The 13805-nt window shown below is 73.2% G+C and carries 15 protein-coding genes and 1 pseudogene; 13 read left to right on the forward strand and 3 right to left on the reverse strand.

The window, feature by feature from the left end; genetic code table 11:
- Window positions 1-214: 214 nt before the first annotated feature.
- Window positions 215-487: a hypothetical protein gene (locus tag ACGFQC_RS28125; protein WP_363089666.1), complete on the reverse strand. Its 273-nt coding sequence runs from the start codon at window positions 485-487 to the stop codon at window positions 215-217.
- A gap of 1126 nt (window positions 488-1613) precedes the next feature.
- Between ACGFQC_RS28125 and ACGFQC_RS28130 the strand changes: the two genes are divergently transcribed.
- Window positions 1614-2084 (forward strand): hypothetical protein, encoded by a 471-nt coding sequence (locus tag ACGFQC_RS28130; protein WP_363089667.1) that lies wholly within the window; start codon window positions 1614-1616, stop codon window positions 2082-2084.
- A gap of 39 nt (window positions 2085-2123) precedes the next feature.
- Here ACGFQC_RS28130 and ACGFQC_RS28135 read toward each other — a convergent pair whose 3' ends face one another.
- Together ACGFQC_RS28135 and ACGFQC_RS28140 are read right to left on the reverse strand one after the other, a co-directional pair.
- Entirely contained in the window at window positions 2124-2441 is a 318-nt protein-coding gene (locus tag ACGFQC_RS28135; RefSeq protein ID WP_363089668.1) for a hypothetical protein, read from the reverse strand.
- A 271-nt stretch (window positions 2442-2712) separates the two neighbouring features.
- Window positions 2713-3165 carry an NAD(P)H-dependent oxidoreductase gene (locus tag ACGFQC_RS28140; protein ID WP_363089669.1) on the reverse strand — a complete coding sequence of 151 codons (453 nt, stop codon included), beginning with the start codon at window positions 3163-3165 and terminating at the stop codon, window positions 2713-2715.
- A gap of 344 nt (window positions 3166-3509) precedes the next feature.
- Here ACGFQC_RS28140 and ACGFQC_RS28145 point away from each other — a divergent pair, with 344 nt between their 5' ends.
- From ACGFQC_RS28145 to ACGFQC_RS28200, 12 genes and pseudogenes are all read left to right on the forward strand, one after another.
- Window positions 3510-3884, forward strand: a complete 375-nt coding sequence (locus tag ACGFQC_RS28145) for a hypothetical protein (protein ID WP_363089670.1) — start codon at window positions 3510-3512, stop codon at window positions 3882-3884.
- A 158-nt stretch (window positions 3885-4042) separates the two neighbouring features.
- Entirely contained in the window at window positions 4043-4483 is a 441-nt protein-coding gene (locus tag ACGFQC_RS28150) for a metalloregulator ArsR/SmtB family transcription factor (RefSeq protein ID WP_363089714.1), read from the forward strand.
- Window positions 4484-5143: 660 nt separating this feature from the next.
- The gene (locus ACGFQC_RS28155; RefSeq protein ID WP_363089671.1) at window positions 5144-5611 is read left to right on the forward strand and encodes a hypothetical protein; all 468 of its coding nucleotides are present in this window, start codon (window positions 5144-5146) and stop codon (window positions 5609-5611) included.
- Between the two features lie 87 nt (window positions 5612-5698).
- Window positions 5699-5962, forward strand: a pseudogene (locus ACGFQC_RS28160) (NAD(P)-dependent alcohol dehydrogenase); the annotation flags it as partial.
- Between the two features lie 95 nt (window positions 5963-6057).
- The gene (locus ACGFQC_RS28165) at window positions 6058-6684 is read left to right on the forward strand and encodes a PadR family transcriptional regulator (RefSeq protein WP_363089672.1); all 627 of its coding nucleotides are present in this window, start codon (window positions 6058-6060) and stop codon (window positions 6682-6684) included.
- A gap of 20 nt (window positions 6685-6704) precedes the next feature.
- A complete protein-coding gene (locus ACGFQC_RS28170; RefSeq protein ID WP_363089715.1) occupies window positions 6705-7670 on the forward strand; it encodes a hypothetical protein in 966 nt (321 codons plus the stop codon).
- 766 nt (window positions 7671-8436) lie between these two features.
- Window positions 8437-9861 (forward strand): ATP-binding protein, encoded by a 1425-nt coding sequence (locus tag ACGFQC_RS28175; RefSeq protein WP_363089673.1) that lies wholly within the window; start codon window positions 8437-8439, stop codon window positions 9859-9861.
- A complete protein-coding gene (locus ACGFQC_RS28180; RefSeq protein WP_363089674.1) occupies window positions 9858-10280 on the forward strand; it encodes a roadblock/LC7 domain-containing protein in 423 nt (140 codons plus the stop codon). Before ACGFQC_RS28175 ends, ACGFQC_RS28180 begins: the two co-directional genes overlap by 4 nt.
- Complete coding sequence (locus ACGFQC_RS28185; protein ID WP_363089675.1) at window positions 10277-10639, forward strand: DUF742 domain-containing protein; 363 nt, start codon at window positions 10277-10279, stop codon at window positions 10637-10639. The genes ACGFQC_RS28180 and ACGFQC_RS28185 overlap by 4 nt, the downstream gene beginning before the upstream one ends.
- Window positions 10611-11228: an ATP/GTP-binding protein gene (locus ACGFQC_RS28190; RefSeq protein ID WP_363089676.1), complete on the forward strand. Its 618-nt coding sequence runs from the start codon at window positions 10611-10613 to the stop codon at window positions 11226-11228. The genes ACGFQC_RS28185 and ACGFQC_RS28190 overlap by 29 nt, the downstream gene beginning before the upstream one ends.
- Complete coding sequence (locus ACGFQC_RS28195; protein ID WP_363089677.1) at window positions 11225-12463, forward strand: cytochrome P450; 1239 nt, start codon at window positions 11225-11227, stop codon at window positions 12461-12463. The genes ACGFQC_RS28190 and ACGFQC_RS28195 overlap by 4 nt, the downstream gene beginning before the upstream one ends.
- Window positions 12460-13683, forward strand: a complete 1224-nt coding sequence (locus tag ACGFQC_RS28200) for a cytochrome P450 (RefSeq protein WP_363089678.1) — start codon at window positions 12460-12462, stop codon at window positions 13681-13683. The genes ACGFQC_RS28195 and ACGFQC_RS28200 overlap by 4 nt, the downstream gene beginning before the upstream one ends.
- The last annotated feature ends 122 nt before the right edge of the window (window positions 13684-13805 follow it).

Below are 13805 nucleotides of genomic sequence, written 5' to 3' on the forward strand. Positions count from 1 at the left end.
GGGATGTGTGCACCACAGTGACTCCAGTCGGGGAGTGGGGGGAGGGAGGTGGATCCGCGCTGCAACCGACAGGAAGGTTTCCTATCAAGTCGAGCCACAGGAGGTAACCCTCGCGCAGGAAGGTTCGTACGATCGGACAAGCCCCCGGCTCGCCGCTCCCGTCACCCCGTAATCCCGTCGTCCCGTGCCCCGTGATCCCGTCGCCCCTTGAGCGTCAGGGAGCACCGGGCGCGTCCCCCCGCCAGTCGAAGCGGCGGGCACCTCCGGGCCGTTCCTTGTACAGGGACCAGCCGCCGGGGCCGTAGCGGCCTATCTCGGTCGTCAGGGCCACCTCGTGCAGGTCGCCGCCCGGGCGGTCCGTGACGTCCAGGAGCAGCCCGTCCAGCGGACCGCCCACCAGCTCCGCGTACTCGCGGTCCGGGCGGGGTGCCGCATCCTCGTGGTCGGCGCCGTAGACCCGGCCCCGCATGAAGTCAGCCTCGTCCATGACCAGCAGCTTCGCACCCGCCACTGACAACGGCCCGTCGAGCACCCGCGGGACGGGCCGCCCTTCGGCCGAGGCGGTGGCCGAAAAGCGCCGAGCGCGGGCATTTCGTCATACCGCGGGTACGCATCCGGTCCTGGCACATCGCGGGGTACGGGGTGGAGAGTACCGGCCCCGGGGACACGCAGGGGGCAGCGGGCGTCGGCGGACGGGTCCCGGCGTGCCCGGCGGCGCCGGACGGTGCGGGAACTGCGCGCCTCGGGACGCTACGGGCCGCGGCTGCGCGAGGTGCTGCCCGGCCCCGCCGTCCCGGCCTCCGTCGTGTGCGGGACGGCCGCCGGGCCGACGCTGGCCGGCCGGGCCGTGGGCCCGTGGGCTGCGGCCCTGGTGCTGACGGTGCTCGGCGTGGTGACCGCCGTCGTGCTGCGGCGGTCCCGGCGCCCGGCGCGTTGGCGTCGCGGCCACTGCACCGCCGAGGAGTTGGCGGATCTGGATCAGCCGGGGCTGATGGTCGCGGTGACGCGGATGCTGCGACGGGACGGCCGGCGGGTGCTGCCGCCGTCCGCGCACGACGTCGTCCATCTCGCCGCCCGCGACCGGCGGGGACGGCTGCTCGACGTGTCGTTCCGGCCGGTGGCCGAGCCGCTGCCGGACGAGGAGGGCGCCTGCTCGTGCCGGTCACGGTGGCGGTCCGGCCGTCGGGTACGGCTCGTGGTGCACCGCGGCACGTTCTCGCACCGCGACGAGGTGTGGGCCGCGCGCCAGGGGCACACCCATCTCGTCAGCAGCGCCCGCCTGCTGCTGTGGGCGGTCGGCACGCCGCTGACCGAGATCACGGGCCGCGGCGCCGCGGCGCCGCACCCGAGCCGGACGACCGTCCGCACCGCCAAGCCCGAGCCCGAGCCCGAGCCCGAGCCCTACGACCGTCCGCGCCGTCCGCGCCGTCCGCGCCGTCCGCGAGTGCGCGGCGCGGCGAGGCGATGCCGGCGACCGGCGCGGCGGTGGCGGCGCCCGCGCCCTGCCGCTGGGCCGTTCGAGTGGTCCTGGTCGGCTCGTCGTCGTAGCGTCGGTGGAGAACCTCCACGGGGCCCGGGGAACGGCCCGGGCACCGAGACGGGCGGGAGCGGTCATGCGCGGACACAGGACGACGAGGACGGCGGCGCTGCTCTGCGCGGCACTGGGACTCACCGCGGCGGTCGGGACGGCCTCGGCCGCACCCGCCGCGTCACCACCCGCCGACCGGCCCGTCGCGCGCCAGAGCGCGCCCCCCGTCCTGGTCGACTGCCTCTGGCACCCGCAGGTGCGGCCCGACGACTTCATCCTGGCCTGCGGCGACGGCAACAGCCGCCTCGTCTCGCTGAAGTGGGCCCGCTGGGACGACACGTCCGCGAAGGCCACGGGCGTCAACGTCGTCAACGACTGCAAGCCCTACTGCGCGGCCGGCACCTTCCGCTCGTACCCGGTGGTCGTACGGCTGGACAAGGCGCAGCCCTGGAAGAAGGACCCCGGGACGGAGCGCTACGGCCGCATCACCCTGGAGTACCCGGACCAGCGGCCCGAACAGTTCGCGAAGGTGATGACCTACCCGCTGTGGGACTGAGCGGGGTACCGCGCGGGACAGTGGTCCTCGGGCAGACGGTCAGATCGCGCCGGACAGGTGGCGCGCGGCCGTGAGCCCGGCCATCGCCCGCGGCCTGGCGCAGCAGGAGGCGCAGTAGTCGTCCCCGACCAGGGGCAGGACCCTGTCGAGGTCCGCGACGCACGCCCGGAGGACAGCGACGCCTTCGTCGTCCAGTCCGCCGCGGAGTTCCCGTGGCACGAGGCCCGCGACGTCCGCGTCGAGCAGGACGAGGTCCACTCCCGCCACGTCCACACCGCGGAAGCCCGCGGGGAAGAGCGCGCGCCTGCGCTCCTCCCACAATCGGAGCAGCCCGCCGTCGCGATGGTCTGCGCTCATGTCCGTGATCGTCTCCTTCGGGGCCGAGCGGGGCGGGGCCGGCCGGCGCGGCCCGTGCAGCCGGTGCGGAAGAGGCCGGGGCCCAGGGAGACCGGGACCCAGGGGGGGCCGGGGCCGGGGAGACCGGGCCCCAGGGAGGCCGGGGCCGGGGAGACCGGGACCGGGGCGGGGCCCGGGAGACCGGGACCGGGGCGAATCCCGGGAGACCGGGACCGGGGCGAATCCCGGACCGGGGCGGATCCCGGGACCAGGGCGGGTCCCGGGGAGAGCGTCACCCGACGAGGCCTGCGGCGGTGGTCGCGCCGAGTTCCCAGCAGGCCTCCAGGTCCGCCTTGCCCGGTTCCCCGGTGGCGGTCACGGGTTCGGCGGCGCGCCGCCAGCCGAGGCCGGTCGTGATGGCCTCGATGCCGCGCACGGCGCCGGTGACGTCGTTGCCGCCGTGCACGTAGTAGCCGAAGGGGCGGCCGCGGGTGGCGTCGAGGCAGGGGTAGTACACCTGGTCGAAGAAGTGCTTGAGGGCGCCGGACATGTAGCCGAGATTGGCCGGCGTGCCCAGCAGGTAGCCGTCGGCGGCCAGGACGTCGGAGGCGGTGGCGGCGAGGGCGGCCCGGCGGACGACGCGGACCCCCTCGATCTCCGGCGTCGTCGCGCCCCGGACGACCGCTTCGAACATCGCCTGGCAGTTCGGCGAGGGCGTGTGATGGACGATCAGCAAAGTGGCCACGGCATCGAACCCTGCCCGCTCGGACGGCCCGCCGCAAGCGGCGTCCGCGCCGGGCGGCCCACAGCTGCGACGGCCGCGGCGCCGGCGGGATCCGCACGGGACCGCGCGCCCCGGTGCGGCCGTCCCGCCGCTTCCTCGGCTCTTCTTCCTCAGGGAGCGCTTGCCGCACGAGACGGTCAGATTTCGCATCCCGTGCGATCAAAGTGCGGCAGGTGTCCACACGTTCCGGTTCTCTCTGCGCCAGTCCCGGAAGGCGTCATCCTTCCGGGCGACCCCCTCCGTACGGTCGAAGCACGAACGGGGCCAAAGGAGCCCGGTCCCGTGCAACCCGTAGGAGGACCGCCATGGCGAATGTGGAAATCTCCCTCAAGGAGACGATGACCTCGATCGAGGGGGCGCTGGGCGCCGCCGTCGTGGACTACACCAGCGGCATGGCCCTGGGCACCATGGGCGGCGGCAAGGACCTCGACCTGGCCGTCGCCGCCGCGGGCAACACCGATGTGATCCGGGCCAAGGTCCGCACGATGGAGCACCTCGGCCTGAAGGGCGAGATCGAGGACATCCTGATCACCCTCGGGAGCCAGTACCACCTCATCCGGCTGCTGAAGGGGCGGCAGGGCAGCGGACTGTTCATCTACCTCGTCCTGGACCGCGACCGCTCCAACCTCGCGATGGCCCGTCACCAGCTCAAGCGGATCGAGACGGACCTCGAGGTGTAGCCCACCACGTGACCTACGGCTTCGCACGCCCACGAATTGAAAATTTCTTCATCTCGACACATCCACATCAGTGCATCACCGGGGCGTGCGGGGCCCGAAGTCGCCAGGATCGTGACGGACGCAGGACCCCGAGAGCGGCAGGGAGCGAGCGATTGACCATGCAGGTCCCCCTCTACCAGGCCAAGGCCGAGTTCTTCCGCATGCTGGGGCACCCGGTGCGGATCAGGGTCCTCGAACTGCTTCAGGGCGGGCCCGTCGCCGTGCGGGACCTGCTCAGCGAGATCGAGATCGAACCGTCCAGTCTCTCCCAGCAGTTGGCCGTGCTGCGGCGGTCCGGGATCGTGGTGTCGATCCGGGAGGGCTCGACGGTCAGCTACGCGCTGGCCGGCGGCGACGTCGCCGAGCTGCTCCGCGCGGCCCGCCGGATCCTGACCGAACTGCTGGCCGGACAGAACGAGTTGCTCGCCGAGCTACGGCAGTCGGACCCGTCGGCGTCATCGGTGCCATCGGTTTCGTCGACACCGTCGGTGTCATCGGCCTCATCGGTTCCGTCGGCGCGGTCGATGCCCGTTCCGCAGGGCGGCTCGCGGCTGCCCTGAGGCCGGGCGAGGCCGAGCGGAGCACCGGGCGCGCACACGCCCCGGGCCCGGCCGCCGCGACTTCGGTCGTACGGCGTCCGGGCCCGTGGCACCGCGCGGTTCGGCCGGCCGCACCAGGGGGTCGGCGGTCGCGCCGGGCCCGCGACCCTCACCGGTACCGGCCTCGGGCAGCCGTCCGACGATCCCCGTCCCGATGGGCCTGCCCGGCTTCGACCGGACGCGCCGGGCCCGCGAGCACCACCGCTGGCCCTCCGGCTCCGCACGCCACGTCCCGGCCGACCCGCCGACCCCCGACCACCTACCGCGCCAGGCATCAGCCCGACCGCGCCACAGTGCCGCCCGTCCGGCCGGACAGCCGCCCGCCGGTGCCGGGTCCCCTGCCGAGCACGACCGGATCCGGCGGCCGCGCCGGGGCCTCACCCCCCCCAGGCCTCACCCCCGCTTCGGCCCCCTCCCCCGTCCGCCCGGACCGTCGACCGAACAGTCACACGAGCGTCGAACGAACCAGACCCAAACGCCACTGCCCGCCACCCCTTCCGCCACGGAGGAACATCCACCAGCATGCATGTGCCGAGTCGGCGTGCGGCCGACGGCAGGGCCCCGGCGCCGGTGGCGTCCTCGCGCGCGCCGGTTCCGGGCGGACTCGGACGGAGCCGGACGATGAGCTATCTGACGTGGACGCGCGGCGTGGAGTGGCTGGCCGCCGCCTCGACGGACCCGCGGCGCTGCAAGCGGGAGTGGGACCGGGGCCATGGCGTCACTCTGTTGGAGGCGGGCCGCTACTGGGACGTGGTGAGCGTGCCCGACGGCCTGGGCCTGCTCACCCTGGACCTGCTGTGGCAGCCGTCGCTGCCCGTACCGGGGCCGACCCTCGTGGACACCGCGGCCCACCGGGTCGGCTTCTTCCTGCCGCCGGATCCGGCGAGCCGCTGGATCGGCGAGGGGCTGCGGCAGGCCGGCCGGGGCTCCTGGGTCGCGGTGCCCCCGCCGTACCGTCCGGCCCGGTTCCTGGAGTGGCTGATCCCGCCGGACGGATCGGGCGCGCTGCACTCCCCCGGCCCCCTGGAACTCGCACTGCGGCAGGCCAACGGCACCATGGCCGTACTCACTCCGCCGCGCGGCGCATAGCGCGTCACGGGCCCGGGACCGTGCTCCCGTCGAGCCGGGACCGTCACGGGAATCCGGCGAAGGGCGCCCACTGCCGTCGGGACGGGCGGGCACGCTCCGGCCGCGGGCGTGCCGCTGACGGACGCCGGGCTCACGCCGTACCACGCGGTCAAGCGGGCGCTGCCGCGGCTGGTGCCGGGGGCGACCACGGTGGCCATCGGCGCCGGCGGACTCGGGCACGTCGCCGTCCGGTTGCCGCGCGCGCTGACGCCCGCGCGGGTCGTCGCGCTGGACGTGGGCGAGGACAAGCTGCGTCCGGCACGCGAAGTGGGCGCGCACGGTGCGGTGCTGTCGGACGCCGGGGCCGTCTCGGCCCCCGCGTGACACCGACCTGCAGGCCGCCGAGCCGTCCGACGCGACTCCACTCCCCACACCCGATAGCCTATTTAGACTGATAGAGTTCGACTATGCCACGTCGCGCTCTCGACAACCCGATCGTCCTGGCAGTGCTGGGTCTCCTGCTCGAACAGCCCTCACACCCGCACCAGATGCTTGCCGAACTGCGAAAACGCAGCGACAACCACGCGGCCGCGATCACGCGAGGCACGCTCTACAACACCGTTGCCGCCCTGACCGAAGCGGGATGGCTTGGCTCACAAGGCCGGCAGCGCTTGGGAAACCGTCCGGAGAGGACCGTCTACGCCCTCACGGAAGAGGGCCACCACGAACTCGTACGACGCCTGGACTCCCAGATCCGCAACCCACAGCGCGAGTTCTCGCAGTTCCTGGGCGCAGTCACCTATCTCGGCGCCCTCGGGCCGAGCGGCGCGGTGGAGGCCCTGGCCGAGCGTGCCCAACGCCTCCGGCAACGCACGGCCGCCGATGAAGAACGCCTCGCGGAGGCCCTGGCGGCCGGCGTACCCCGCATGCACGTCATCGAAGCCGAATACGCGTTGTGCCTCGCTCGCGCCGAAACGGCATGGATCGACTCGGTCATCGACGACCTCCGCACCGGCTCACTGACGTGGCCGACCGGTGCGGCGACAACCTCCGCACCCCCTGCAACGCCGAACCGAAAGGAATCGAACGCGTGACACTGACAGCGCATGACGGCATGCTCTTCGGGATCTACCCGGGCGGAGTCACCGGTGATGACACCGGGAGCCTGGCCGGCGGCCTGCCCGATGACCCGGCCCTCGTGTCGAGTGCACTCGACCGCCTCCAGGGCCGACCGGGCCGCCCGTTCCTGGTACGCGCCTATACAGGCTTCGACGACGCCACCCGCCTCGGCGAGCCACACGCGACCGCGGCGCCGGCCGCCGCAGCCCAGTACGCCATCCGGGGGCGCCGCTTGGACCTGGTGGCGCAGTACCAGTCCACAGCCGGAGACGTCGACGGCTACTGCGACTTCCTGCGCGAACTGGTCGAGCAGTACGGCGCGGTCACGAGCACGTTACAAGTGACGGAAGAGCCCAACGTCACGTCGAACCCGACACTGGACGGCTACTACCCGGCGGTGCACGAGGCGATCGTCCGCGGGGTTTCCGTCGTCAAAGCGCGAGCACGTGAACTCGGGTACACAGACCTACGGGTCGGATTCAACACCACCCCTCTCTTCGGGCCGGCAACATCCTTCGTCACTGATCTGACCAACCTCGGTGGAGGAGACTTCATCACCGATCTGGACTACGTGGGCCTGGACTTCTTTCCCGACGTCTTCCAACCCGTTGACACATCCGACCTCACGCACGCCGTCGAGGGACTGCTGCGCCATCACCGCGACTCGGTGCTGGCACCCTCCGGCTTGGGACACCTACCGCTGCACATCACCGAGCACGGTTGGCCCACCGGACCCGAACGCCACCCGCACCGGCAGGCCGAGGTCGTCGAGACCGTGGTAAATGTGATCGCCGCCCGATCGAAGCAACTCCACCTGAGCGGATACACGCATTTTGCGCTGCGAGATGCGGACAGCGCCCGAACGGGACTGTTCCATCAATTCGGGCTCACCACAGACGACTACTCTCCCAAGCCCGCCTTCGACACCATGAAGATGCTCGTCGAACGCTTCAGTGTCTGAAGGGAACGATGAGTGGGGCAGGCTCCCCGGGATCGCGGCCTGCCCCACTCCCACAGACGACGCTTTCCCGGAGCAAGACCGAGAAGGCCGGCGGAAGTGGCCCGGATCGCGGATCCACTGTCACCACTCGTTCTCGCCCAAGAGTGGAACCAGGCATGTTCCGGGAAACGTTCGTGACGATATCCGGGGGCATGATGGCCCCTCAAACCGCACTCGCGCCTGACGCGGACGACGTCGAGTGCCGCCCTTGCCCGCGCTGCAACGCCCAGTCGGGTTCACCCTGTCGCTCGCTCTCAGGCGCGGGTGCCGGGACGTACCACACCGGCCGCTTCACGAAGGTTCCCCGGCTCGCGAAACTCCCGCGCGTGCCGACACCCGCCGACCGCGGCCCCGGCCAGCCGTGGCGGTCCGGCATCCCGGCGCCCGCACCCGTCGCCCCGGACACTCCGAGCGCGGACATCCGCATCGGATACGCCCGCTGTTCGACCCTCACCCAGGAACTCCAGACACAGCTCGATGCGCTCGCCGCCAAGGGCGGCATCCGGCCACTCCGGGGCGGGGTCAACTCGCTTACTCCACAAGACAATTGCGGCAGTCGACGCAGAAGCGAACAGACGGCGGGCACTTTCGGCGCGGAGTCTTGCTCAACCGTGCGAGATCGAACGATGACGGTGTGTACTGTGCTGCGGGTGCCCGGTCCGCGTCTCCCGGGTTCACCCCTGCCACGCCCTTCCCCGGAACGCCGACCCTCCCTGGAACCGAATCGATGATCGAACTACCGGACCTGGTGGCCGGCGGCCTCGCCGCCGGCACACTGTCCGCGCTCGCCCTCGGTGGCGGGCTGCTGCGGTTACGACGGCAACAGACCCGGCAGCGGGCGGAGATCGCCGCCCTGCGCACCCAACTCGACGGATCCCTGAGGGCGTTCACCGCCGAGGTCGAGCACCTCGCGGCCCGCCGGGTGCCCGCCGCCGCCCAGCAGGTGGCGCATCCGCACCTGGCGGTGCCCGGCCCGCTCCAGCCGCTGACGGCCGGCACCCCGCTCGGCATGGCCCTGGAGAACGTGCTCCTGGCGCTCCGGTCCGAGGTGGCCTCCCAGCGCACCCGGGTCGACGCGGCCGCGCAGGCCGGGATGCGCGGCGCCACCCGGGAGATCCAGGCCGCCCTGTACCGGCTCCAGGACGCCCTGCGGCAACTTCAACAGCGCTACGACGAACCCGAGTTGGCACAGACCCTGTTCCAGCTCGACCACGAGAACGAGCAGTCGCTGCGGCGCGCCCAGGTCGCCGCGGTGGTGTGCGGGGCCTGGGTGGGGCTCGCCCGCGAGGAGTCGCACCTGGTGGACGCGGTCACCGGTGGCCAGGCGCGGCTCGCGGGCTACCAGCGGGTCGAGGTCCACAACCACCTGGAGCCCGGCACGGCCCTGGTCTCGCACGCCGTGGAGCCGGTCGCCATCATCGTCGCCGAACTCCTCGACAACGCGCTGCGGCACTCCGCGCCCGACACCGAAGTGGTGGTGAGCCTGGAGCACGTCCACCACGGGGTGTGCGTCACCGTCGACGACGCGGGCCTCGGCATGACCCGTGACGAACGCGACCGTGCCCAGCGGCTGGTGGCCGGCGACACCCCCATCCTCCTGACCGACCTGGGCGATCCGCCGCGCATGGGCCTGGCCGCGATCGGCCGTCTCACCCGCCAGTTCGACCTGGCCGTCGACGTCTCGTCGGCCTCCCCCTACGGCGGGGTGCGCGCGGTCCTGCGGGTCGGCAGCCACCTGCTGAGCCGCCTCGACCCGGCCGACCGGCCCCCGGCCCCGAGCGCGCCGCGCACCACCCGCAGGTCCGTCCCCGCCGCCCCGGCCCCGGGGCATGCCTACGGTGCGGAGGACGCCGTACCGGACGCGCCCGGGCACCGCACACCCACGGACGAGGACGGGCTGCCGCAGCGGCGCCGGCGCCCCCGTCCCGCCGCCACGGCAGCCGCTGCCGGACCGCCGGCGGACGCAGAGCCGACGCGGCCGGCCCGGCGGCCGGAGGAGGCCGCGGCGGCGCTCGGCGCACTCCAGACGGGCACCGCGTCGGCGCGCGCCGACACCGGCGCCGCCCCCGTGGGCGCCGCCCGGCCGGCGGCCCACGACACCGGCCACACCCATCACACCCATCACACCGACCACGAAGGGGGCGCGGCATGACCAGCCGCAACACGGGCGACACGGCATGGGTACTGGAGCCGATCCTCCAGGTGCCGCACGTGGTGGCCGCCGTCATGCTGACCCGCGACGGGCTCGTGACGGGGTACACCGACGCGCTGTCGCAGCCGTCGGCGGAGCGGGTGGCCGCGATCACCAGCACCGTGCAGGGGGCGTGCCGGACCGCGGCGGCGGCGTTCGCCGACCGGGAGAAGGCCGAGGTGCGCCAGGTCGTCATCGAGTCCGACCACGGCTACGTGCTGATCGTGCCGACGGACCACGGCACCTGCGTCGCCGCGTACGGCGACGGCGAGGTGCGTCTGGACCTGCTGGCGCACCGGGTGCACTCCCAGGTGGCGCGACTGGGCGGGAAGGCCATGACGGCCGCGCCCCGAGGAGCCGACGACCGCGCTCCGGCGTGACCGCTCGCCCGGCCGGCCGTCCCCTGGTTCCCGCGTACCTGTCGACCGGCGGGGTGACCAGGCCCAGCCGCCCGCATCTGGAGCGGCTCTCGGTGCTCGCCCGCACCGGCGAGCGCCCGCCGCCCGGACTGCCCGCCGCCCAACTCGCCCTGCTGGAAGCCCTGGAGGAAGGATCGCTGGCGGTGGTGGAGGCGGCGGCGCTGCTCGGGCTGCCGGTCTCCGCGGTGCGGGTGCTGGCGGCCGGGCTCGCCGACCGGGACCTGATCCACACCCGCGCGCCGATCCCGCCCGCCGACCGCTTCGACCCCGACCTGCTGAAGAGAGTGGCCGATGGCCTCCGCGCCCTCAAGCACGCCTAGCGCCCCCGGCGCGGTCCACCAGCCCGACACCGCCCGTGACCTGGTGAAGATCCTGGTCGCCGGACCGTTCGGGGTGGGCAAGACGACCCTGATCGACTCGGTGTCCGAGATCCGCCCGCTGCACACCGAGGAACCCCTCAGCGAGGCGTCCGCGCAGGTGGACGACCTGGCCGGGACACGGGACAAGGCCACGACGACCGTCGCCATCGACTTCGGCCGGATCAGCCTGCCCGGCGGGGTGGTCCTCTACCTGTTCGGCACCCCGGGACAGGAGCGGTTCCGGTCGCTGTGGGACGACATCGCCCACGGGGCGCTCGGGGCGCTCGTCCTGGTCGACGGCCGTCGGCTCGAGGCGTCGTTCGACGTGCTGGGTCTGGTGGAGGAGAGCGGACTGCCGTACGCCGTCGCCTTCAACGCCTTCCCGGACGCGCCCCGGCACCACGGCGAGGAGCGGCTGCGGCGCGCCCTGGACCTGGAGGCGTCCACCCCTTTGGTGACCTGCGACGCGCGGGACACGGACTCCTCCGTCGACGCGCTGCTCGCGCTGGTCGACCATCTGATCGACCGCGACCCGGCGGAGGCCCGGTGACCACCTATCCCCCGGACCGGCACGCCTTCTCGCGTTCGGCTCCCGTGCGGCTGTGGGAGGACGGCTTCGCGTCGGACCCGCAGCGCTACTACGCCGCCCTGAGCGCCCAGGGCCCCATCGGGTGGGCGGAGTTGGCGCCCGGTGTGCCGGCGTACCTGGTCACGGACCGGCGGGCGGCGCTGGACGTGCTGCACGACGAGGAGACGTTCTCGCACGATCCGCGCGCCTGGGAGAAAACCGTCCCGGCGGACTCCCCGGTGCTCGGCATGATGCGGTGGCGGCCCAACGCCCTGTTCGCCGACGGCGCCGCGCACGTCCGCTACCGGACCACCCTCATCGACGTGTTCGACCTGGTGGAGCCGCACGACCTGCGGGCGCGGGTGCACCGTGCGGTGCGCCTGCTGGTGGACCGGATCGGGCCGCACGGCGAAGCCGATCTCGTCGCGGACTTCTCGCGGCCGCTGATGGCGCTGGTGTTCAACGACCTGTTCGGGCTGCCGGACAGCGCCGGCGACCGGCTCGAGGCGGGTCTGGGCAAGATGATGGAGGGCGGCGCGCAGGCCGCCGAGGGCGAGGCGGAGTACGCCCGGTACGTCCTGGAACTGATCGCGGCCAAGGCCGAGCGGCCCGGCGACGACCTGCCCAGCCGGCTCCTCGGCCATCCCGCCGGGCTCACCGGCGAGGAGGTCACCTGGCAGGTGTTCCTCACCCTCGGCGCCGGCTACGAGCCGACCGCGAACCTGCTGTCCAACACCCTGTCGCGGATCCTGGGCAACCCGCTCTACTACTCCACCCTCACCAGCGGCGCCCGTCCCGTCATGGACGCGGTGGTCGAGGTGCTGCACCACGAGACGCCCCTGGCCAACTACGGCATCTACTACGCGCGCCGGCCCGTCTCCTTCCACGGGGTGTGGCTGCGCGACGCCGTGCCGGTGGTGGTGTCGTACGGGGCACTCGGCCTGTTCGCCGAGCGGGAGGCGGGCGCGGACCGCCACCCCCACGACGCCTCGCACCTGTCGTGGGGCGCCGGACCGCACGCCTGTCCGGTGAAACAGCACACGCTGCTGATCGTCACCGAGGCGATCGAGCGGCTCACCCAGTGGCTGCCCGACCTCGACCCGGTGCTGCCCCGCGAGCGGCTCTCCTGGCGGCCTGGACCCTTCCACCGCTCCCTGACCGCGCTGCCCGTCCGCTTCAGCCCTCGTGCCACCGACCATCCGGGAGTTCCTTCGTGACCGTGACCGACCGCATCGTCCTCGACCCGTTCGGCTCCGACCTGCACGCGGAGAGCGCCCGGCTGCGCGCGCTCGGCCCGGTCGTGCCGATCGAACTGCCCGGCGGCATCCCCGCCTGGGCGCCCACGGGGTACGACACCCTCAAGGAGCTGATCCTCGACCCGCGGGTCAGCAAGGACCCGCGCCGGCACTGGCGGTTGTGGCCGGAACTGGGCGAACACCCCTCCTGGGGCTGGATCCTCGGCTGGGTCGGTGTGATCAACATGCTCTCCACCTACGGCGCCGACCACGCCCGGCTGCGGCGCCTGGTCGCGCCGAGCTTCACGCACCGGCGCACCGAGTCGCTGCGGCGGCGGGTGGAGGCGGTCACGGCGGAGCTGCTGGACGCCCTCGACCGGGGCGGGGAGACGGTCGACCTGAAGGCCACGTTCGCCCATCCCCTGCCGATGCGGATCATCTGCGAACTGTTCGGCGTGCCCGACGGCATGCGCGAGGACCACGTCCGGCTGGTCGCCTCGATCATGGACACCACCGACCCCACCCCGGAGCACGCCGCGCGCGTCCAGGAACGGATCGGCTCGGTCCTCGGCGGGCTGATCGCGTACAAGAGCGCGCACCCCGGCGACGACATGACCACCGAGCTGATCCGGGTGCGCGACGAGGAGGGCGACCGGCTCAGCGACGAGGAGCTGCTGTACACGCTGCTGCTGGTGATCGGCGCCGGGTTCGAGACGACCGTGAACCTCATCGGGAACGCCGTGGTGGCGCTGCTGCGCGCGCCCGAGCAGCTGGCGGCCGTGCGGCGCGGGGACGTCGGCTGGGACGCGGTGGTCGACGAGACCCTGCGGCTGCACCCGTCGATCGCCACGCTGCCGCTGCGGTTCGCCGTCAGCGACCTGGAGGTGGGCGACGTGACGATCCCGGCCGGGGACGCCATCGTCACGACGTACGCGGCGGCGGGCGTGGACCCGGCGCGCTACGGCGCGGACGCGGAGGTCTTCGACGCGGCGCGCCGGGCGGACGACCACCTGTCCTTCGGGATCGGCGTGCACCGGTGCATCGGCGCCCCGCTGGCCCGGATGGAGGCGCTCACCGCGCTGCCCGCCCTGTTCGACCGGTTCCCCCGGCTGCGGCTGGACGCGGACGCCGGGAAGCTGGAGCAGGTGCCGTCGTTCATCGCGAGCGGCTGGCAGGAGATCCCGGTCCGGCTGCGCGGCTGACCGCGCTCCCGCGAGCCCCCGGCATCGCGGGGGTGCGACCGGTCCCCCGTTCCGGTCGAACCCCCGCGGCACGTCGAACCTACGTGCCGGGCGTGCCGCCTGTGAATCGTGCCGGTGCCCGC

Source organism: Streptomyces sp. NPDC048734 (genome assembly GCF_043198675.1).
GTDB lineage: Bacteria > Actinomycetota > Actinomycetes > Streptomycetales > Streptomycetaceae > Streptomyces.

Coding starts and splice junctions, on each gene's coding strand:
- ACGFQC_RS28125 (WP_363089666.1), bottom strand. CDS start 487: ATGGACGAGGCTGACTTCATGCGGGGCCGGGTCTACGGCGCCGACCAC.
- ACGFQC_RS28130 (WP_363089667.1), top strand. CDS start 1,614: ATGCGCGGACACAGGACGACGAGGACGGCGGCGCTGCTCTGCGCGGCA.
- ACGFQC_RS28135 (WP_363089668.1), bottom strand. CDS start 2,441: ATGAGCGCAGACCATCGCGACGGCGGGCTGCTCCGATTGTGGGAGGAG.
- ACGFQC_RS28145 (WP_363089670.1), top strand. CDS start 3,510: ATGGCGAATGTGGAAATCTCCCTCAAGGAGACGATGACCTCGATCGAG.
- ACGFQC_RS28150 (WP_363089714.1), top strand. CDS start 4,043: ATGCAGGTCCCCCTCTACCAGGCCAAGGCCGAGTTCTTCCGCATGCTG.
- ACGFQC_RS28155 (WP_363089671.1), top strand. CDS start 5,144: ATGAGCTATCTGACGTGGACGCGCGGCGTGGAGTGGCTGGCCGCCGCC.
- ACGFQC_RS28165 (WP_363089672.1), top strand. CDS start 6,058: ATGCCACGTCGCGCTCTCGACAACCCGATCGTCCTGGCAGTGCTGGGT.
- ACGFQC_RS28170 (WP_363089715.1), top strand. CDS start 6,705: ATGCTCTTCGGGATCTACCCGGGCGGAGTCACCGGTGATGACACCGGG.
- ACGFQC_RS28175 (WP_363089673.1), top strand. CDS start 8,437: ATGATCGAACTACCGGACCTGGTGGCCGGCGGCCTCGCCGCCGGCACA.
- ACGFQC_RS28180 (WP_363089674.1), top strand. CDS start 9,858: ATGACCAGCCGCAACACGGGCGACACGGCATGGGTACTGGAGCCGATC.
- ACGFQC_RS28190 (WP_363089676.1), top strand. CDS start 10,611: ATGGCCTCCGCGCCCTCAAGCACGCCTAGCGCCCCCGGCGCGGTCCAC.